Consider the following 19,057-nt stretch of genomic DNA (forward strand, 5'->3'; position numbering starts at 1 on the left):
GCAGAAGGCACAAAAGGGGAGGTGGTTACGCGGAGCGGGGCGGTAAGTGGTAGATTTCGCTCTCCAGCTCGCTGATGGCCTGATTATACCCGTTACGGTCGCCGAATCCGCTTTTAATGATCTCCGGCAGCGTACCCATGCTGTCGAACGGCTTGAGCTTCAGCACCTGGATACTCTCTATTTCCTGCACGCCCGCGTCGGCGTATTTATCCAGCAGCGTATTCAGCACCGCCTGCGCGGCATCGGAGTATTTGGTGAAGTAGTTGCGCTTACGCACGTTCTCTGCCCGCTCTTTGCGGGTTAACGGCGGCTGACCATACACCACGTGGCACAGCATGTCGAACGGGTCGAGCTCTTTACCGACCTCTTCCGCCAGCACTTCCCAGATAATCCCCTGCTGTTCCAGCTCCCTGATAATGGCTTCTTTGCGCTCGGCGTCCTGCCATTTGCGGGTGAAATCATCCAGCGAGGCGTACTCTTTGAGCAGCGTTTTGCGGGTGTAGTCTTTGAAGGATTCGGTCACCAGCTTGCCGTCGGCGTCGTAATACTGCACGCGCTGGGCAATTACGCCGACAGCGACGCCGTTGACGTGGAACTTACGCACTTTGTTCTCGTCGTCTTCCGGCAGCGGGCCGACATCGTCTGAACCGATGACGGTATACGGGGCGGGGTCTTCATTGGCGCCCGTCACCTCATCTTCGGTATCTTCGGGAACCTCGTCGAACTGCTCTTCGAAATCAGAGTCCGGGTTGGCGATATCGTCCGGCGTGGTCGCCATCACCTTTTCCGGGATGCCGTCAAAGCGCTCGTCGGCGAACAATTCGGTGGCCTTTTTGAAATCGAGAATGGTGAACCACAGTTTGCCGTAGCGTTCATCTATACGGGTGCCGCGACCGATGATCTGCTTGAATTTGGTCATCGACTGGATGTTCTGGTCCAGCACCACCAGTTTGCAGGTTTTGGCATCCACGCCGGTGGTCATCAGTTCGGAGGTGGTGGCGATAACCGGATAGTCTTTCTTTGGGTTGATAAAGTTTTCCAGTTGGGCTTTGCCGATGTCATCATCGCCGGTGATTTTCATCACGTACTTGTCGTTCTTTTTGACCTGATCCGGGTTGAGATTGACCAGCGCGCGGCGCATGCGTTCTGCGTGATCGATGTCGTTACAGAAGACGATGGTTTTATCCATCGGGTTGGTGCGCCTGAGGTAATCGGTAATGGTTTTCGCCACCAGTTCGGTGCGTTCATCAATCACCATCGTGCGGTCAAAATCTTTCTGGTTGTAGATACGATCGTCGATCAGCTCGCCGTTTTTATCCGTCTGGCCTTTGGTGGGACGCCAGCCCTGGAGATCGACGTCGATGTCGACACGCACCACTTTGTAAGGGGCAAGAAAGCCGTCTTCGATGCCTTCTTTCAGCGAGTAGATATATACCGGGTCGCCGAAGTAATCGGTGCTGGAGACTTCATGAGTTTCTTTCGGCGTGGCGGTTAAGCCAATCTGCGTGGCGGCGCTGAAATAGTCGAGGATTTCGCGCCAGGCGCTGTCTTCCGAGGCGCTACCGCGATGGCATTCGTCGATCACAATCAGGTCAAAGAAATCCGGTGCCACTTGTTTAAAGGCTTTTTGCTCTTCTTCCGGGCCTGTGATGGCCTGGTACAGCGCGAGGTGGATCTCATACGCCGGGTCGATGGTGCGCCCGCTGACTTTGGTCATCGCCGTGCCAAACGGCAGGAAGTCGTTAGTTTTGGTCTGGTTGACCAGAATATTGCGATCGGCCAGGAACAGGATCCGCTTTTTACTTTTCGCTTTCCATAAGCGCCAGATAATCTGGAAGGCGGTATAGGTTTTCCCTGTTCCGGTCGCCATCACCAGCAGAACGCGGTTCTGCCCGGCGGAAACGGCCTCGATGGTTTTGTTGATGGCCTGTAGCTGGTAATAACGCGGTGATTTGCCGCTGCCGTCGTCGTAGTAGTCCTGGGTAATCACCGGGAGCTGGGCTTCGGTGTAGCCTTTCCAGACGCAGTATTTTTGCCACAATTCGTCAGGCGTTGGGAATTCGTCGAGGGTAATTTCTCGCTCAATCGCGCCGGTTGCCGTTTTATCGTGGAAGATAAAGCCATCACCGTTAGAAGCAAACGCAAAGGGAACATCCAGCAGATGGGCATAACTCAGCGCCTGCTGCATGCCTTTGCCGATTTCATGTTTATTGGCTTTGGCTTCGATGACCGCCAACGGCATGTTTAATTTATGGTAGAGCACGATATCGGCGGATTTCACGGTTCTGCGCGCTGCAACCTTGCCACGCACGATGACCTTACCGTCCCGGAGTTTGACCTCTTGTCTGATTTGCGTTGTGTCGTTCCAGCCAGCATCAAGGATGGCGGGCATAACGCGTTTGGTGATGATGTCTGCTTCCGTCAGGGTACTCAGGTTCAGGTCAGCCATTGGGCGCTCTCGATTTAATCAGGACCACCTCGATTGTACATAAAATCAAGGGGCTGACTATGACTTGAGGCAGAGGTTTAAGTTGAAACTGTAATGTTGGTAGAGATTCTTTCTGATTCAGCACTAATACCTCTCATCTACGCAAAACGTGATGCTATTTCCAACAATTTCGCTATAATCGTAAGATAATTGTATATACTTTTTTGTATATACAATCAGGGATGAAATTCATGCCAACGGAGTTTGAGTGGGATGCAAACAAGGCACAAAGTAACCACCGTAAACATGGTGTTCGCTTTGAGGATGCTGTTCTGGTATTTGACGATCCCCGGCATTTGTCGCGTCAGGACCGTTATGAGAACGGTGAGTATCGGTGGCAGACCATTGGAATGATGCACGGTATCGTGGTTATTCTGGTTGCACATAGTGTTCGGTTTGAAAGTGGGAATGAAATTATTCGCATCATCAGCGCCAGAAAGGCAGACCGTAAAGAGAGGAATCGTTATGAGCATGGTTAAACATAAACGCGGCAGCGCATCCGCGCTGAATGCTCAGCATGACGCTGAACTGAAGGCGCTGGCGAATAAATTGGATGATGATATTGATTACAGCGATATTCCCGCAACCGAAGATGAGCAGTGGTCAGAGGCTAATCGCGGTAAGTTTTTTCGCCCGTTGAAAACGCAGGCGTCTGTGCGTATTGATGCCGATGTGATGGAGTGGCTGAAACGCCCTGGAAAAGGATACCAGACGCGCCTTAATGCCATTTTGCGCGAAGCGATGCTGCGCGAGCAAAATAAGAAATAGTGAGTTGATGCCCGATGAGTGCCACCGGGCAAATCAGCAGGACGTTACTTCTTCAATCCCGCAAACGCTGCTCTGATCTCGTCTTCCGGCAGGTTAATGCCGATAAACACCAGGGTGCTGTGTGGTTGTTCGTCGCCCCACGGGCGGTCCCAGTCGGCGCTGTACAGGCGTTGCACGCCCTGGAACAGCAGGCGGTTTGGCTCACCTTCAATCCACAGCATACCTTTGTAGCGCAGCAGTTTCTCGGCGGATTCCAGCAGCAGGTTTTCCATTACCCGCGACACGTCGCTGATGTTCACCGGGTAATCCAGCTCGACGACGATTGAGGAAATATCATTTTGCTTGTCGGCGATAAAGTGGAAGCGTGGTTTGGCGCTGACGATATTCTCTTCCAGCATAAAACCGTTGGTGTTGAACAGCAAAGAGAGGTCGATATCGCCATGGGTCACGGTATACACCGGGGCGCGGGCGTTGATGCGCGCCAGGCGTTCACGCAGTTTCTCGCTGTCACCGGCTACGTCGGTTTTGGTCAGCAGGATACGGTCGGCGTAACCAACCTGCGACTGGGCGATGGTGAACTGATTCATCTGCTCGTCGGCATGTACCGCATCAACCAGCGCAATCACCCCGTCCAGCAGGTAGCGTTCGCAAATGACTTCATGGGAGAAAAAGGTCTGAATAATCGGGCCGGGATCGGCCATGCCGGTACACTCAATCACCAGGCGGTCAAAATTGATGGTGCCTTTGTCGAGGTTGTCGAGCAGATCGAGCAGCGCGTCTTCCAGCTCAGTGGAGCGGGTACAGCAGATGCAGCCGTTGGTCAGCGTTTTGATCTGCGTGGCGCGGTCGCCAATCAGCTGATCGTCCACCGAGACTTCGCCGAATTCGTTTTCGATAACGGCAATTTTGTAACCGTGCTGCTCGTTGAGAATATGGCGCAGCAGGGTGGTTTTACCTGCGCCAAGAAAACCGGTGAGTAGGGTAACTGCAATCGGGGTCATTCACATCTCCTTCTAACAGCAACTGCTTCCGCCGCTACCGTAGCGGGCTTCCTGGCGCTCGCGGAAGAATTCTTCGTAGGTCATGTACGGCTTATCGGGATGGTTGGTCTTCATGTGCTCGACGTAGTTGTCGTAGTCCGGAATACCAATCAACATCTTCGCCGCCTGACCGAGGTATTTTTTTGCCTGACCTAAAGTACCAAACATAAACAATCCTGATAAGCGAAAAGCCCCGCCGGAGCGGGGCTGATTACATCTTAGTGGTGTGAAGAGGTCTTCACGCCGCCTTCCGGCACCGGTACATACGGTGTCTCTTTATCAGAGCGACCGTTGATGGTGCGGGCTTTCTGCCAGGTGCGGAACCCGTAGAAAATGATGCTGTACACCACCACCAGGAACAGAATACTCAGGCCTGCGTTGGTGTAGTTGTTGATGACGATATGGTTCATGTTGGCAATCTGCTGTGCGGTCAGTTCACCGCCGTTAGCAATCTTCTCTTTGTACTGGTTCGCCATGAAGAAGAAGCCTTCCATCTGCGGGTTGGTGCTGAACAGTTTCAGACCCAGCGCCCAGGTGGTGCAGATCAGCAGCCATACTGCCGGAACCACGGTAACCCAGATGTACTTGGTACGCTGCATTTTAACCAGTACCACAGTGCCCAGAACCAGCGCCACAGCCGCCAGCATCTGGTTAGAGATACCGAACAGCGGCCACAGGCTCTTCACGCCGCCCAGCGGGTCAACCACGCCCTGATACAGCAGGTAGCCCCACAGGCCTACGCAGCCTGCCGTACCGATGACGCCAGCAACCAGCGAGTCGGTTTTCTTCAGGAACGGAACGAAGTTACCCAGTAAATCCTGCAGCATAAAGCGGCCAGAACGGGTACCTGCATCCAGAGCGGTCAGGATGAACAGTGCTTCAAACAGAATACCGAAGTGGTACCAGAAGCCCATGTCCGCCATCGGCAGCACTTTGTGGAACACGTGGGCGATACCGACTGCCAGCGTTGGTGCGCCACCTGCGCGGTTCAGAACGGACGGCTCACCGATGTCTTTCGCGGTTTGCAGGATCTGCTCAGGCGAAATCACGAAGCCCCAGGAACTGACGGTTGCCGCCGCGTGTGCGGTGACGTCTTTCAGTTGCGCCATAATCAGCGGGGCGTTCTCGCCACCCATTTCATGCAGGTTCGGCATGGTGATGCCAAGGCCCGCAGGCGGGGTGTTCATTGCGAAGTACAGACCCGGTTCAATGATGGACGCAGCAACCAGCGCCATAATTGCGACGAAGGATTCCATCAGCATCGCGCCATAACCAATGAAACGCGCGTCGGTTTCACAGGCCAGCAGTTTCGGCGTTGTACCGGAAGCAATCAGCGCGTGGAAGCCAGATACCGCACCACAAGCGATGGTGATAAACAGGAACGGGAACAGCGCACCTTTCCACAGCGGACCGGTACCGTCAATGTACTGGGTCATCGCCGGCATTTTCAGCTCTGGGTTAAGGATAACGATACCTACCGCCAGACCGACGATAACGCCGATTTTCAGGAAGGTCGCCAGATAGTCGCGCGGTGCGAGGATCAGCCATACCGGCAGCAGCGCGGAGATAAACGCGTAGCCGATAAGCGTAAAGGTAATGGTGGTGTCTTTAAAGGTCAGCGCCGGGCCCCAGTACGGGTCGTGTGCAATCACACCGCCGAAGTAGATAGAAGCAACCAGCAGCACAATACCAATCACTGACACTTCACCCACACGTCCTGGGCGCAGGAATCGCATGTAGATACCCATGAACAGCGCGATCGGTACGGTTGAGCAGACGGTGAACACACCCCACGGGCTTTCTGCCAGCGCTTTTACCACGATCAGCGCCAGTACCGCGAGGATGATGATCATGATTAAGAAGCAGCCGAACAGCGCAATGGTTCCCGGTACCGGGCCCATCTCTTCTTTGATCATCTCACCGAGAGACGCGCCGTTACGGCGGGAAGAGATAAACAGCACCATGAAGTCCTGCACCGCACCAGCCAGTACCACACCGGCCAGCAGCCACAGCGTTCCGGGCAGGTAGCCCATCTGCGCGGCCAGAACCGGCCCAACCAGCGGACCTGCACCTGCGATAGCGGCAAAGTGGTGGCCGAACAACACGTTACGGTTGGTTGGTACGTAGTTCAGACCATCATTGTTGATGACCGCCGGCGTGGCACGCGTCGGGTCAAGTTTCATCACCTTTTGAGCGATGTAGAGACTGTAGTAACGATAGGCCACCAGATAAACAGAGACAGAGGCGACCACGATCCACAGGGCGCTGATGTGTTCACCCCGACGTAATGCCACTACCGAGAGGCAGAATGCACCGATGATTCCGAGAATCACCCAGGGTATGTGCTTGAATATCTTTTTCGTATCCATAGTAAAACCTGGTATTAGATTAATAATTGGCCGAAGCCGTGTGGGTTTGATTGTGTGTTTGAGGAGATAAATTGACTGCTATGTTGGGAGGATCTTGCCAGAGAGTTACGCGCGTAAAGTAAGGTAAATAAGTGAGTGGTTGTATGTCAGCTTAAGCGGTCCCAAGTGTCAGTGAGCGGTTCCTGGTGCCGGTGAGTGGGGGTAATTATGTGATTGAGATCACTAACAAACGCCTTTCGATCCTTGGTTGACTGCGGACATCGACGAATCGTCGATGCTGAGATCGATTCAGTTAGCACGAATTTCGTAAAGTTTTCCCTTTCCAGGCCGAAAATTCTGACATCTGTCTAGCGGAAAGAGAAAACATGTTAAAACGAATGAAGATTGTTACCAGCTTACTGCTGGTATTGGCGCTGTTTGGCGTTTTACAACTGACCTCGGGCGGGTTGTTCTTTAACTCACTGAAGAATGACAAAGAGAACTTTACCGTTCTGCAAACCATTCGCCAGCAGCAGTCTGCGCTGAATGCCACCTGGGTTGAACTGCTGCAAACGCGAAACACCCTTAACCGGGCGGGTATTCGCTACATGATGGATCAGAGCAATATTGGCAGCGGTGCGACCGTGGCTGAACTGATGCAGGTAGCGAGCACGGCGCTGAAACTGACGGAAAAAAACTGGGCGCTCTATGAGTCTCTCCCGCGTGACCCGCGTCAAAGTGAAGCCGCTTTCCAGGAGATCAACCGCACCTATGACATCTACCATGGTGCGCTGGCAGAGCTGATCCAACTGTTGGGTGAAGGGAAGATCAACGCATTCTTTGATCAACCGACACAAAGCTATCAGGATGGTTTTGAGAAGCAGTATGTCAATTACATGCAGCAGAATGACCGTCTGTATGACATCGCGGTTGAAGATAACAACAGCTCTTACAGCCAGGCGATGTGGGTACTGGCGTGTGTGCTGATTACCGTGCTGGCGGCGATTGTTGCGGTCTGGTTCGGTATCAAACTTTCTCTTATTTCTCCGATGAACCGTCTGATTGACAGCATTCGCCATATTGCCAGCGGCGATCTGGTAAAGCGCATTGATGTAGAAGGGTCCAACGAGATTGGGCAACTGGCAGAAAGCCTGCGTCACATGCAGGGTGAGCTGATGAACACCGTGGGTGATGTGCGTAATGGTGCTAACGCTATCTATAGCGGTGCCAGCGAGATTGCGATGGGTAACAACGATCTCTCTTCACGTACCGAGCAGCAGGCCGCTTCTCTGGAAGAAACTGCGGCCAGCATGGAACAGCTGACGGCGACAGTGAAGCAGAACGCCGAAAACGCCCGTCAGGCCAGCCATCTTGCGCTGAGTGCCTCAGAAACGGCGCAGAAAGGCGGCAAAGTGGTGGATAACGTGGTGCAAACCATGCGTGATATCGCTTCCAGTTCGCAGAAAATTGCCGATATTATCAGCGTGATCGACGGCATTGCCTTCCAGACCAATATCCTGGCGCTTAACGCAGCAGTAGAAGCTGCGCGTGCAGGTGAGCAGGGACGTGGGTTTGCGGTGGTGGCGGGTGAAGTCCGTAACCTGGCCCAGCGCAGTGCGCAGGCTGCCCGCGAAATCAAAAGTCTGATTGAAGATTCGGTAAGTCGTGTCGATGTGGGCTCAACACTGGTAGAAAGCGCCGGTGAAACCATGGATGAGATCGTTAATGCGGTGACCCGTGTGACTGATATCATGGGTGAAATCGCTTCTGCTTCTGATGAACAGAGCCGTGGTATCGACCAGGTAGGCCTGGCCGTTGCTGAGATGGATCGCGTGACGCAGCAGAACGCCTCGCTGGTGGAAGAATCCGCTGCTGCCGCTGCGGCACTGGAAGAACAGGCCAGCCGTCTGACTCAGGCCGTTGCGGTGTTCCGTATTCAGCATGATCAACAGCGTGCGCGCGATGTTGCGACCACAAAACCCGCTTCAGCAACTGTACAGCCACGCAAAGCCGCGGTAACGGATGCCGGTGATAACTGGGAAACGTTCTAAGCCTGTGATGCCGGATGGCGCTGGCGCTTATCCGGCCAACGGGGAAAGGTTACGTAGGCCCGATAAGGCGGAGCCGCCATCGGGCAATTAGCGCAATATCAGGCGCATGGCACAGCGTAATTCATACGCCAGACCACGCGCCGCTTCCTCTTCTCTTTTCTGGCGCAGTGTTGGCATTAGCCCTTCATCGGCCAGCATTTCAAAGCCTAATCTTGCATAGAATGGGGCATTCCACGGTACATCGCGGAAGGTGGTCAAGGTGAGTGAGGTGAAGCCTTTCTCACGCGCGTGCCCGGCGACATAGTCAATCAATCTGCGGCCAATCCCTTTTCCCTGCCATTGCAGATGCAAAGAAATCTCGGCAATAAATAGCGAGGAGTCCAGTGTTTCCGCCAGTAAAAAACCGACGGGACAATGATTCACCAACGCCAGCCAGCTCATCTCTTTTTCCACGTATTGTCTGTGTTGCGCGGGCGAAAGAGGACGCTCGTCGGCGATCCATGCAAGCGAGGGGATGTCTCGAAAACGCTCTCCTGCTGAACATTCGATGTCAGGCAGGGTCGCGATATCAGTCAAGGTTGTGGGGCGCAAAGAAAGATTCATGAGGGAAGTATAGCGGGCTTTGGCGCAGGTCCGGTAGCCGCGAGCTACCGGACCTTTATGGATCATTACTCCTGACGTGGATCGCTGATGGGCTGACGAACCAGGAAGATATAGGCGAGCGCGCCTACCATGGTCACACAGCCGCAGATGATCAGCGCCAGACGGAAAGAGTTGGTGGTATCAACAATAAATCCGGTGACGATCGGCGCGAACGATGCGCAGATAAAACTGGCAAAGTTCTGGATACTGCCCACAGAGGCGGTCATACGTGAAGCGACAGCGACGTGGATCAGCCCCCAGCAGGAGGTGCCGGCGAAGTGAATGCAGAACAGCGCCATACCGATCAGGAGTACCGCAGCCATTGATGTTGTTGCCTGTGGCACGACAAACGTGAAGGCAGCTGAGCAGAACATCCCGGCGATAATACAAATCTTACGGCTCTTAATCGGTGCCATACCGCCTTTCACCAACCCGTCGGTGACAAAACCGTTGATCAACATCCCGGCTGCGCCAAACAGGAACGGAATGGCAGCCATTAATCCGGTGCTTTTTAAATCCAGGTTGTAGGACGTTTGCAGATAACCAGGCAGCCAGGCCAGATATAACCATGCCGTGTAGTTGATACCGCTAAAGCCCAGCATCATGCCCCACATGGTACGGTTGCGGAACAGGCTGCGCCATTCGGCAAAGCTCAAAGGATCACGACGCGCGTTGACACTGCCGGCGTTCAGGTACGCCTGTTCGGTGGCGCTCAGTTCAATCTGTTCGCGGTTGCGGTACAGCATGTACCAGCCGATAGCGAGGAAAATACCCAGCACACCGATGGTGATGAACATCCAGCGCCAGCCCATGACCAGCATCATGGCAGCCAGAATCGGCGGACTAATGGCAACCCCGATCGTTGAAGCGGCGTTGAATAACCCCATCGGACGACCGCGTTCTTTGATGTTAAACCAGTCGTTGATGACCTTTACACCACATGGGTTCATTGGCGCTTCGCCAATCCCCATCCCGATACGTACCAACACGAACTGGGTGAAGCTGTGCACCATGCCAGACATCGCCTGGAACAGCGACCAGAAGAACATCCCCAGTCCCAGCATGATGCGCGGACCTTTACGATCCAGCAGCGGGCCGCAGGGAAGTTGCGCAATACCATATGCGAGAGAAAACACTGACAGCAGCACGCCGATTTGTGTGGCGCTGAGCCCCAGTTCTTCGCGAATGGTTAAGTTTGCTACTGACAGTGAGCTGCGGTCGAGGTAATTAATCACCGCAGCAAAGAATAATAAAATCATTGCTGTGGTCTGAATGCGCTTTATTCGACTACTGCGTTGCACCATGCCTTCTGGCGGAACATTAATATCCGCAGATGACGAGGTGCCAAACGAAGAACTCGGGTCGAGGGTAATATTATTTTTTTCCACGCCGGACTCCTGAACCTCAATAATTTATTTTTTACACAGCGGCTGGCTGTGCTGTATTGAAAAAGTACCGGTGATAAATCAATTTTTTCATCACCGCTCACGAAAGTTTTTTAATGCAGTCGACTTAGCGTGAGCATAGGCAAGAGGTATTTTTCTGGCGTTTTTATTTTTATAAAACCGTGCTCCCGGTAATGGTTTGCTGTTTTTAATCTGTTCTTAATGAGCATTGTGGCAACGTTGGTTGATGGAGCGAATCATCGATTGTTTGGCTGAATTCAAATGGTTACAAAGCGCCAGGGTAGCATCCAGGTCACTGCGGCAAATCAGCGCGCTGAGGATGGTCATATGTTCATCGATGGCAATGATGTTGCGTTGCTTGAGGTCGCTTTCATCCCACTGATAGTGGAAGTGGAAAATCACAGAAATAATCTCAAGTGACTGATTAAAAAATATATTATCGGCTGCGGAAAGCAGCAGAGCATGGAATTCCCGGTCCAGTTGCGAGAACATGCGAAAGCTACTGCCGATGCTGTCACGCAGTATCCGGTGGCGCTCCAGCAGCGTTTTGGCCTGCAGCCAGCGAGGATCATCGTCAGGCAGGTTGAGGAAATGCTGCAGAGAGTGAGTCTCCAGCATTTCTCGTAGTTCGAACAACTGCTCGGCGTAGGCCTGATCGAACTGCTTCATGCTCCACTGACCGCGCTTTTCATTTTTAATCAGATTGTAACGCTCGAATTTTAAAAGATATTCCCGTACAACGACCGGGCTGACACCCGCGGCCCTGGCCAGTTGCAGTTCAGAGAAGCTTTCACCCGCACGCAGTTGGCGCTGGTTAATCATGGTGAAAAACGCCTGCTCAAAAATCCGGTTTTGCTCGGTCATGGATGCTGTAGTACACGAAAAACCGTCATCATGGTTCGGTTTGCGTACGATAACGTAGTGACTACCGACTTGCGTCAGTACGCCGCATTCACCTAAATGGCTCAGCATGTGGCGCACGGTGGTCCGGCTGATGTTGTACATTTCTGCCAGTGCGCTTTGCGAAGGCAAAGGGGAAGGGATATGACCACGCGCCATATCATCAATTATTTGGTTAATCACGTTGTGGCGTAAGTTCTGCGAACGGCTCATGGTTTCTCCTTTTTGACTATTAAAACCCGATTTAAAACATTTTTATGCGTTGAGATTCACAGATTATGTTTCCGCTTTCTCCGGCGTTTTTATTTTCGTTGATATCTGAGGCAACAAAAAAACAGGAGAGCAGAATCATGTCTACGATGAATACGTTGATTTGCCAGGAACCTAAAAAATTAGTCTGGAAAGAACGTGAAATACCTATTCCGGGGGAGGGAGAAGCATTAATTAAAATTAAATCCGTAGGAATTTGCGGAACCGATATTCATGCCTGGGGCGGGAATCAACCTTTTTTCAGCTATCCACGCGTGTTAGGCCATGAAATATGTGGGGAAATTGTCGGGCTGGGGAAAAATATACAAGATCTGAAAAATGGTCAGCAGGTAGCCGTTATTCCTTACGTAGCGTGTCAGCAGTGTCCGGCGTGCCAGAGCGGGCGTACCAACTGCTGTGAGAAGATTTCGGTGATTGGTGTGCACCAGGATGGTGGCTTTAGCGAGTACTTATCCGTTCCGGTGACGAATCTACTGGATGCGCAGGGGATTGATCCGCATGCCGCGGCATTGATCGAACCTTATGCCATTAGCGCCCATGCGGTGCGTCGGGCAGCGGTGGTACCTGGCGAACATGTTCTTGTTGTCGGTGCAGGTCCGATTGGCCTTGGTGCCGCAGCGATAGCCAAAGCGGACGGTGCGCAGGTGGTTGTCGCGGATACCAGCCCGGCGCGCAGAGAGCATGTGGTTTCCCGCCTGGGGCTCCCGGTTATCGATCCGTCCGCTGAAGATTTTGATGCGCAGTTGCGCACACAGTTTGGCGGTTCGTTGGCGCAAAAAGTCATTGATGCTACGGGGAATCAGCACGCGATGAACAACACGGTGAATTTGATTCGTCACGGCGGCAGCATCGTTTTTGTCGGACTGTTCAAAGGTGATTTACAGTTCTCCGATCCCGAGTTCCACAAGAAAGAAACCACCATGATGGGCAGCCGTAACGCCACCCCGGAAGATTTCGCCAAAGTGGGGCGTCTGATGTCGGAAGGCAAACTGACAGCTGACATGATGCTCACGCACCGCTATGCGTTTGATACGTTGGCAGAGATCTATGAACGGGATGTGATCAACAACCGTGAACTGATTAAAGGCGTGATTACGTTCTGATAGGGAGAGTGTGATGAAAACATTGAATCGACGTGACTTTCCTGGGCGCAGCTATCCAACACGAGTGATCCAGTTTGGCGAAGGAAATTTCCTGCGTGCGTTTGTTGACTGGCAACTGGATATCCTGAACGAGAAAACGGATCTACAGGCGGGTGTCACTCTTGTTCGTCCGATCAATACCGATTTCCCACCGTCGTTGAACACTCAGGACGGGCTGTATACCACGCTTATTCGTGGCCTGAACGAACAAGGTGATGCAGTGAGCGAAGCGCGACTGATCCGCTCGGTCAATAACGAGATCAATCCGTATCACGACTTCGCCGCGTATCTGGCGCTGGCGCACAATGCGGATATTCGCTTTGTGTTTTCAAATACCACCGAAGCCGGGATTAGCTATCACGCAGCCGACAACGTTGATGATGCGCCACCGATCGGCTTTCCAGCTAAACTGACGCGTCTGCTGCTGGAGCGTTTTAACCACTTTGCCGGTGCGGCGGATAAAGGTTGGGTAATTATTCCTTGTGAGCTTATCGACTATAACGGTGAGGCGCTTAAAGCCCTTGTGTTGCAATATGCGCAGGCCTGGCAGCTTCCTCCGGCATTTGCCGATTGGGTGGAAACAGCGAATACCTTCTGCTCCACGCTGGTGGACCGCATTGTTACCGGCTACCCACGTGAGGAGGCCGCTACGCTGGAGGAAACGCTGGGTTATCACGATGCCTTTCTCGATACCGCCGAACATTTTTACCTGTTTGTTATTCAGGGGCCAGAGTGGTTGGCCGGGGAGCTGAAACTGGCGCAGTGTCCGCTGAACATCCGTGTAGTGAGCGATATCAAGCCGTATAAAGAGCGTAAGGTTGCCATTCTAAACGGCGCACATACGGCGCTGGTGCCAGTCGCCTGGTTGTGTGGGCTGGATACCGTGGGGGAGGCAATGCAGGATGCTGACGTGCGTCGCTTTGTTGAGCAGGCAATTGGTGAGGAAATTATCCCGGTTCTGGATCTTCCGGCTGATGAACTGCGTGAATTTGCCGGTGCCGTGAGTGGACGTTTTCAGAATCCCTATATCCGCCATCAACTGCTCTCCATCGCGCTTAATGGCATGACAAAATTCCGTACCCGTATTTTACCGCAGCTGCTGGCTGGTCAGCAGAATGGGCGCTGGCCTGTACGCTTAACGTTTGCACTTGCTGCATTGTTGGCATTTTATCGCGGGGAACGCGCGGGCGAACGCTACCCACTACAGGATGATGAGCAGTGGATAAGCCTGTATGCCAGTCTGTGGCCGCGAGTCGGCAGCGATCTGACGCTACGTGAACTGGTGGACACTGTGCTCGGCGATGCGGCTCACTGGGGGGAAGATCTTACATTGCTGCCAGGGCTTGCTGAACAGGTGACGGCAAACCTGGAAAGTATTCTGGTGCAAGGGATGCGTCAGGCGGTAAACAGTCTGGAATAAGGTTGCCATGCAGCGCCCGGTGCGGTGTTGGGCGCTGTTTTTTTTCAGGCAATGACGATGGTTAGCGGTAGGCCGATAAGCGGAGCACCATCAGCATTTCATGTCACGAGCCCTGAGCAACCACTTTAATTTCAACCATCCCGATCCCCAGCTTACGCGGCGAGTGACCCAGAATGTTGCCCTCGTTGGTAGCGACGGGATCGGGTGGGACAATCACCAGCGTGTCGGCGGATGTCGGGTTATCAAAATGCAATATGGTTGTGCTGACCTCCTGGCTTAATACCAGCGTTTGCTCCTGGTTGCCGACGCGTACGGGAATAGGGCGATTAGCGTTGTCACCAAAGGCTTTCGCGGTGATAACCAGATCGAATTTCTTCGGCAACGGAGCCTTATATTCGATTTTCACTTCTTCGCTCAGCTGTGCGTTAGACCAGCGTCCCCAGGATTCAGGGCGTGAAATTCCGCTAAACTGTTTCACCTCTTCCGGTGCGCCCGCTACGTTGAAAATGAAGCTGTCAGCTTTGTAGCGAATATCGTTATCGACAATTTTTAGTGTATCGACATTACCTTTATAGCGTTCGATGTCGATGACCGTGTCTTTAAATGTCGTCTTCCCTTTCCAGTTGGCTTTATCGACATGCTGCACGATCTGCTGACCGCCCAGTTGCCCCTGTGATACGCACCAGTCGGTGGAGAGTGCCAGTTCCGGTGCCCACAGCTGCGCCATTTTGTAACAGCGGTCTATCCAGACAAAGTTGTCGCGCGGGGCGAAATCAGCCAACTGGAAGCGCAGCGGGGCTGAGTATTCACTTTCCGGCAACGGTTCGACGCGTTGATCCGACACCCGGAGCAGCAGCGGCAGACGGAAATGACTTCCTGAGAAAGAGATCATCTCTTTGTCCCGATCGATGGTGAATGCTTTCATCTCTTTCGGGAAATTCCACAAACGGATGATATTGGGCTTCCACGCCAGCATTTTCTCTTTGATATTCAGGAACACTTCCGATACGGATTCGCTGGACAAGCTGCTGCGTCCAAGGCCGATAAAATTATCGCCGCCCAGAATATCCAGTACGGTAGCACCGTTATCCATGGTATTACGCTTCACCGCCAGGGTCTCCTGCTGGGGTTGATCGCCGCGTAACACGAAGAACAGGTTGTTACGATCTTGCTTGTTGAGATACTTCCATGCGGTGTTGTTCATTGCCAGATGATCGGAAGAGACGACAATCACGGTATCTTTAAACCACGGTGAGGCTTTAATTTTATTAATAAACCTGGCGATATTTTCCTGGCTGCAACTGACCGCACTGAAGGACTGGTTGGTTTTACCGTCAATAGCATAACGCTTACGGTTACAGCTGCGTGAGATGAAACCGTCCGGGTGGTGAGTATCAACGGTCAGGGTAAACAGCGAAAAACGCTGCCCTGAACGTGACAGTTCTTCGAACTTTTTCCACGCTTCATCCAGTACGGTGTCATCATAAAAGCCCCAGTCGTTACGATAAGCAGGGTCTGCAACGACGCTTTTTAACTCTTCAGCGCCGTACAGATGATCAAATCCGTGGGATTTCAGGAATACATCTTTCCCGGCAAAGCGCAGGTTTGCACCCTGCACAAAATAGTTCTGATAACCGGAGTTCTTCAGGATATCGCCCAGACAGATATTGTTGGGAAAGAAGCTGGAAACCGATGCCGAGGCGTTGCCTTCAAATGGCGCAAACAGCGGAATGCCACACTGTGAGGCGACCATGCCGGCGATGGTGTAATCCGTACCCGGCAGCTGCATGGTGTTGCTGAAATCCAGACCTTCGTTTTTCAACGCGCCGAGTTCCGGGGTCAGGTCCGGGAAGGCGTCGTTGTTAAAATAAGTACGCTCCAGACTTTCGCCGTAGATATAAACCAGATTCAGCTTCGGATTGGGGATCGTTTTTGATGGTTCTTTGTAATAGGTCGCAAAATCGGGATCGCCATCGCGTGACTGGGATTTGACCAGTTCAGTTATTTGGTGGAAAGCAGGGCTGGCATCAACGGAAGCCAGCGCCAGCAGCAGAGCCAGCAGACTGTAACCGACATGATGCGGATGATGGCGACGGCGGCGCAGTATCCAACCCAGCGTGACAAAAACGGTGGTCAGCGCCAGGGCGATCCCAACGCCCGGCAGGATATATTTTCCGATACCCGCGCCAGTCAGGCTGTTGGTCAGGGTGTACAGGACCGCATCGTTAATGCCGTCACCTGTGAAATAGTCACTGGCATACAGCGTGATGTTTAAGACAATAAAGAACCCCAGCACCGTTAACGTGGCGGCGAACCACCAGGTGTTGCGACCCGCTTTCCAGGCATAAATCAGTACCGAAGCGAGAAACAGAGTGATGGAGAGCAATTCTGACAACGGTCTATCCTCAGTAACACCGGGCAATTGCCAGGCAGGCTAATCATTTTTTTTGAGAGTACAATGTAATAGCGTTGTTATATTGCTGCAATTGTAGTGACATTAAATGAGATTGTTATTCAGAATTGGTTTAGATATGCGGGTTTTTGCGGGCAATCACTACTCACCTGGCAGGTAAATATCTTCGTGGAATTGAATGACGCCGCGCCGGTGGTTAAATGGCCGGGGCGCGGCATTTGTTGCATCAGGAAATGAAGTTCATACCCTGTTTTAATACCAGATCGCAGGCTTTGGTTTTGACCTTCTCGGCCAGCGGTGTGCTGCCAATGTTACTCAGGTTAAGCTGCTGACCATCTTTGGTATTGAGCATCCCCTGAATACCATCCAGATAGTTGGTATCTTTTTTCTGCTCAGCCGTGCTCAGACCCAGTTTATCCAGCACCTGGTTTTTGACGTTTTGCGCGTCAGTGACCGAAGCCAGTTTCTGTTTCGCACAGTATTCCAAAATCCCTGCTGCGTTATTCATGCTGCTGGACGTCAGAGACTGATTGCTGCCATTTAGCAGGCTGGTCAGAGAAGAAATCGAGGAACTGCCCTGCGAGGTGGAGCTTTGTTTGCTCAGTTCGCTGGCTGCGCTGGAGAGCGAATCTTGCCAGGATGCGGCAAAAACGCTGGTGGAGATGAGCGTGCTGGCGGCAACCGCGCAGCACAGCAGACGTTTGGTAGTTTTCATCATTATGTGTAACTCGTGTTATGCATTTTCAGCGCAGTATAGCGCTGGCTGTCTTAGGAGTGTTCCCAATACACTAATACTCTTTGCCGGTGACCCGACTCCGGTAGCTTTCCCAGTTAAAGATCACCCACAGGCTGTTGCCCAGACGCATACGATCCATCACCCGTTCGCCGAGCAGTTTGTTCATTTCATCCATATTGCTGTTTGTTAACATGCCGGTTGGGCGCTTAGACGACGAGCGGCGATCGACAATCTGGTTGATGATCACTTTCTCGTAGCGGGATTCTGTCTGCATGCCGATCTCGTCGATCACCAGTAGATCCACATTGCTGAGATCGTTGAGCAGTTGCTCTTCACTGGTCTCACGATTGCTGAATGTCTCTTTCATCGCCGACATGATATCGGCCACGGTAATAATCAGTACCGATTTGCCGCGCAGCAGCAGTTCGTTGCAGATGGCAGCGGCAAGATGGTTTTTACCCGTACCGGGTTTGCCGGAGAAGATAAAACTGGCGATGTTGCCGTCAAACTCTTCAACGTATTGGCGGGCTTTGCTCAGGGCGTTCATTTGACCTTCGCACTCGACGCGATAGTTCTCGAACGAGCAGTTCTGGTGTAGTGGGCGGATACCGGAACGGTTGAAGGTTCTTTGCATTTTCATGGCCCGGTTTTCACGCGCCAATGCAGCGGCACGAATTTCACCTTGTTCCTTTTGCCACGCCAGCAGCTCCTCGCCTGTTTTGAAGGCTGGCTCAACATTAGGTGGCATCATTTTTTGCAAACGTTTCATCAGGTCGCCAACGTTTTTCATCGTTATCCCCTAAAACCTGGTGGAATATGGCTGTCAGGTTCGCTGACACTGTTAACATCGCGCTTGGGCATTCCGCCATTGCTGGCCCGGCCTATTTGTATGCTGCGTGCCAGTTTTTGCTGCCACTGGATATGGTGAAAGACTTTGCCTTCGGCTTGCCAGTAGGCAACAAATGAAGCCAGTTCTTCAGCGGTGACTGGTTCTCTTAGCGCCACTCCCCATAACGCCGCCTGACGCTGGAAGTCAGCATCTGGCTGCCAGTCAGCGTACATCGCAAATTTACCCATTGGCACGGCAACCGGTGCAGCTTGCGGCTCTTCATAAAATTGGGCATCTAATGTTACATCGCTTCCCGGGCGTGACAGCTTCTCTTCAAGCGCCAGCAACTCTGCCAGCCGTGCTGGGGTTACTGCGTAAAAAGCCGGCGCATTATTGGCAAAAACAGCCACAGCGCCAGTCGCCGACTTTGCCAGCACCGCGTTGTGATCGTGTAATAAGGCGTCAATACTGATGACGTCCGGAGTCAAAATTTTGCAGGACATAATGTTTCTCAATACTGAACAACAACCGAGAAGGGACTGCTTTTATAGTAACACAGAGAAAGAGGAGAGCAGCAGATGAGGGAAGGTTCCCCCATCTGCGA

16 protein-coding genes are annotated in these 19,057 nt (G+C 52.6%); 5 read left to right on the forward strand and 11 right to left on the reverse strand.

The window, feature by feature from the left end:
* Positions 1 to 25: 25 nt before the first annotated feature.
* Positions 26 to 2,449: an EcoAI/FtnUII family type I restriction enzme subunit R gene (gene hsdR / locus OGX95_RS19495; protein WP_286630643.1), complete on the reverse strand. Its 2,424-nt coding sequence runs from the start codon at positions 2,447 to 2,449 to the stop codon at positions 26 to 28.
* 230 nt (positions 2,450 to 2,679) lie between these two features.
* Here hsdR and OGX95_RS19500 point away from each other — a divergent pair, with 230 nt between their 5' ends.
* Both OGX95_RS19500 and OGX95_RS19505 read left to right on the forward strand, forming a co-directional pair.
* Complete coding sequence (locus OGX95_RS19500; RefSeq protein ID WP_286630644.1) at positions 2,680 to 2,967, forward strand: BrnT family toxin; 288 nt, start codon at positions 2,680 to 2,682, stop codon at positions 2,965 to 2,967.
* Positions 2,954 to 3,256, forward strand: coding sequence for a BrnA antitoxin family protein (locus OGX95_RS19505; RefSeq protein ID WP_286630645.1), 303 nt, complete (start codon positions 2,954 to 2,956; stop codon positions 3,254 to 3,256). The genes OGX95_RS19500 and OGX95_RS19505 overlap by 14 nt, the downstream gene beginning before the upstream one ends.
* Before the next feature lie 44 nt (positions 3,257 to 3,300).
* Here OGX95_RS19505 and yjiA read toward each other — a convergent pair whose 3' ends face one another.
* The 3 genes from yjiA to btsT are packed head-to-tail and all read right to left on the reverse strand — an operon-like array spanning position 3,301 to position 6,665.
* Positions 3,301 to 4,257 (reverse strand): GTPase, encoded by a 957-nt coding sequence (gene yjiA, locus OGX95_RS19510; RefSeq protein ID WP_286630646.1) that lies wholly within the window; start codon positions 4,255 to 4,257, stop codon positions 3,301 to 3,303.
* Between the two features lie 12 nt (positions 4,258 to 4,269).
* Positions 4,270 to 4,464, reverse strand: a complete 195-nt coding sequence (locus OGX95_RS19515) for a YbdD/YjiX family protein (protein WP_003830038.1) — start codon at positions 4,462 to 4,464, stop codon at positions 4,270 to 4,272.
* Positions 4,465 to 4,514: 50 nt separating this feature from the next.
* Positions 4,515 to 6,665: a pyruvate/proton symporter BtsT gene (gene btsT, locus OGX95_RS19520; protein ID WP_286630647.1), complete on the reverse strand. Its 2,151-nt coding sequence runs from the start codon at positions 6,663 to 6,665 to the stop codon at positions 4,515 to 4,517.
* Positions 6,666 to 7,030: 365 nt separating this feature from the next.
* On the opposite strand from btsT, the gene tsr reads away from it, so the two are divergent.
* Positions 7,031 to 8,695 carry a methyl-accepting chemotaxis protein gene (gene tsr / locus OGX95_RS19525; RefSeq protein WP_286630648.1) on the forward strand — a complete coding sequence of 555 codons (1,665 nt, stop codon included), beginning with the start codon at positions 7,031 to 7,033 and terminating at the stop codon, positions 8,693 to 8,695.
* 87 nt (positions 8,696 to 8,782) lie between these two features.
* On the opposite strand, the gene OGX95_RS19530 is transcribed toward tsr, so the two are convergent.
* The 3 genes from OGX95_RS19530 to OGX95_RS19540 all read right to left on the reverse strand — a co-directional run bounded on the left by OGX95_RS19530 (position 8,783) and on the right by OGX95_RS19540 (position 11,856).
* Positions 8,783 to 9,298 carry a GNAT family N-acetyltransferase gene (locus OGX95_RS19530; RefSeq protein ID WP_286630828.1) on the reverse strand — a complete coding sequence of 172 codons (516 nt, stop codon included), beginning with the start codon at positions 9,296 to 9,298 and terminating at the stop codon, positions 8,783 to 8,785.
* A gap of 65 nt (positions 9,299 to 9,363) precedes the next feature.
* Positions 9,364 to 10,725 carry an MFS transporter gene (locus OGX95_RS19535; RefSeq protein WP_286630649.1) on the reverse strand — a complete coding sequence of 454 codons (1,362 nt, stop codon included), beginning with the start codon at positions 10,723 to 10,725 and terminating at the stop codon, positions 9,364 to 9,366.
* 216 nt (positions 10,726 to 10,941) lie between these two features.
* Positions 10,942 to 11,856, reverse strand: coding sequence for a GntR family transcriptional regulator (locus OGX95_RS19540; protein WP_286630650.1), 915 nt, complete (start codon positions 11,854 to 11,856; stop codon positions 10,942 to 10,944).
* 137 nt (positions 11,857 to 11,993) lie between these two features.
* On the opposite strand from OGX95_RS19540, the gene OGX95_RS19545 reads away from it, so the two are divergent.
* Both OGX95_RS19545 and OGX95_RS19550 read left to right on the forward strand, forming a co-directional pair.
* Positions 11,994 to 13,016 (forward strand): zinc-binding alcohol dehydrogenase family protein, encoded by a 1,023-nt coding sequence (locus OGX95_RS19545; RefSeq protein ID WP_286630651.1) that lies wholly within the window; start codon positions 11,994 to 11,996, stop codon positions 13,014 to 13,016.
* 13 nt (positions 13,017 to 13,029) lie between these two features.
* Positions 13,030 to 14,475 carry a tagaturonate reductase gene (locus OGX95_RS19550; protein ID WP_286630652.1) on the forward strand — a complete coding sequence of 482 codons (1,446 nt, stop codon included), beginning with the start codon at positions 13,030 to 13,032 and terminating at the stop codon, positions 14,473 to 14,475.
* A gap of 103 nt (positions 14,476 to 14,578) precedes the next feature.
* Here the strand turns inward: OGX95_RS19550 and opgB are convergent, their stop codons facing one another.
* The 4 genes from opgB to dnaT form a co-directional block, all read right to left on the reverse strand.
* Positions 14,579 to 16,870 (reverse strand): phosphatidylglycerol--membrane-oligosaccharide glycerophosphotransferase, encoded by a 2,292-nt coding sequence (gene opgB, locus OGX95_RS19555; protein WP_286630653.1) that lies wholly within the window; start codon positions 16,868 to 16,870, stop codon positions 14,579 to 14,581.
* A 244-nt stretch (positions 16,871 to 17,114) separates the two neighbouring features.
* Positions 17,115 to 17,606 carry a YjjA family protein gene (locus tag OGX95_RS19560; RefSeq protein WP_271442549.1) on the reverse strand — a complete coding sequence of 164 codons (492 nt, stop codon included), beginning with the start codon at positions 17,604 to 17,606 and terminating at the stop codon, positions 17,115 to 17,117.
* Between the two features lie 70 nt (positions 17,607 to 17,676).
* Positions 17,677 to 18,414, reverse strand: a complete 738-nt coding sequence (gene dnaC / locus OGX95_RS19565) for a replicative helicase loader DnaC (RefSeq protein WP_003019133.1) — start codon at positions 18,412 to 18,414, stop codon at positions 17,677 to 17,679.
* A 2-nt stretch (positions 18,415 to 18,416) separates the two neighbouring features.
* Positions 18,417 to 18,956, reverse strand: coding sequence for a primosomal protein DnaT (gene dnaT / locus OGX95_RS19570; protein ID WP_286630654.1), 540 nt, complete (start codon positions 18,954 to 18,956; stop codon positions 18,417 to 18,419).
* Positions 18,957 to 19,057 lie beyond the last annotated feature (101 nt).

Origin of the sequence: Citrobacter sp. Cu233 (assembly GCF_030332225.1) — a bacterium.
GTDB lineage: Bacteria > Pseudomonadota > Gammaproteobacteria > Enterobacterales > Enterobacteriaceae > Citrobacter.

What these genes read in the sequence shown, in the direction of transcription:
- dnaT (WP_286630654.1), bottom strand. Translation starts at nt 18,956, where the DNA reads ATGTCCTGCAAAATTTTGACTCCGGACGTCATCAGTATTGACGCCTTA.
- OGX95_RS19550 (WP_286630652.1), top strand. Translation starts at nt 13,030, where the DNA reads ATGAAAACATTGAATCGACGTGACTTTCCTGGGCGCAGCTATCCAACA.
- hsdR (WP_286630643.1), bottom strand. Translation starts at nt 2,449, where the DNA reads ATGGCTGACCTGAACCTGAGTACCCTGACGGAAGCAGACATCATCACC.
- OGX95_RS19560 (WP_271442549.1), bottom strand. Translation starts at nt 17,606, where the DNA reads ATGATGAAAACTACCAAACGTCTGCTGTGCTGCGCGGTTGCCGCCAGC.
- btsT (WP_286630647.1), bottom strand. Translation starts at nt 6,665, where the DNA reads ATGGATACGAAAAAGATATTCAAGCACATACCCTGGGTGATTCTCGGA.
- tsr (WP_286630648.1), top strand. Translation starts at nt 7,031, where the DNA reads ATGTTAAAACGAATGAAGATTGTTACCAGCTTACTGCTGGTATTGGCG.
- dnaC (WP_003019133.1), bottom strand. Translation starts at nt 18,414, where the DNA reads ATGAAAAACGTTGGCGACCTGATGAAACGTTTGCAAAAAATGATGCCA.
- OGX95_RS19530 (WP_286630828.1), bottom strand. Translation starts at nt 9,298, where the DNA reads ATGAATCTTTCTTTGCGCCCCACAACCTTGACTGATATCGCGACCCTG.
- OGX95_RS19540 (WP_286630650.1), bottom strand. Translation starts at nt 11,856, where the DNA reads ATGAGCCGTTCGCAGAACTTACGCCACAACGTGATTAACCAAATAATT.
- OGX95_RS19515 (WP_003830038.1), bottom strand. Translation starts at nt 4,464, where the DNA reads ATGTTTGGTACTTTAGGTCAGGCAAAAAAATACCTCGGTCAGGCGGCG.
- yjiA (WP_286630646.1), bottom strand. Translation starts at nt 4,257, where the DNA reads ATGACCCCGATTGCAGTTACCCTACTCACCGGTTTTCTTGGCGCAGGT.
- OGX95_RS19500 (WP_286630644.1), top strand. Translation starts at nt 2,680, where the DNA reads ATGCCAACGGAGTTTGAGTGGGATGCAAACAAGGCACAAAGTAACCAC.
- OGX95_RS19505 (WP_286630645.1), top strand. Translation starts at nt 2,954, where the DNA reads ATGAGCATGGTTAAACATAAACGCGGCAGCGCATCCGCGCTGAATGCT.
- OGX95_RS19545 (WP_286630651.1), top strand. Translation starts at nt 11,994, where the DNA reads ATGTCTACGATGAATACGTTGATTTGCCAGGAACCTAAAAAATTAGTC.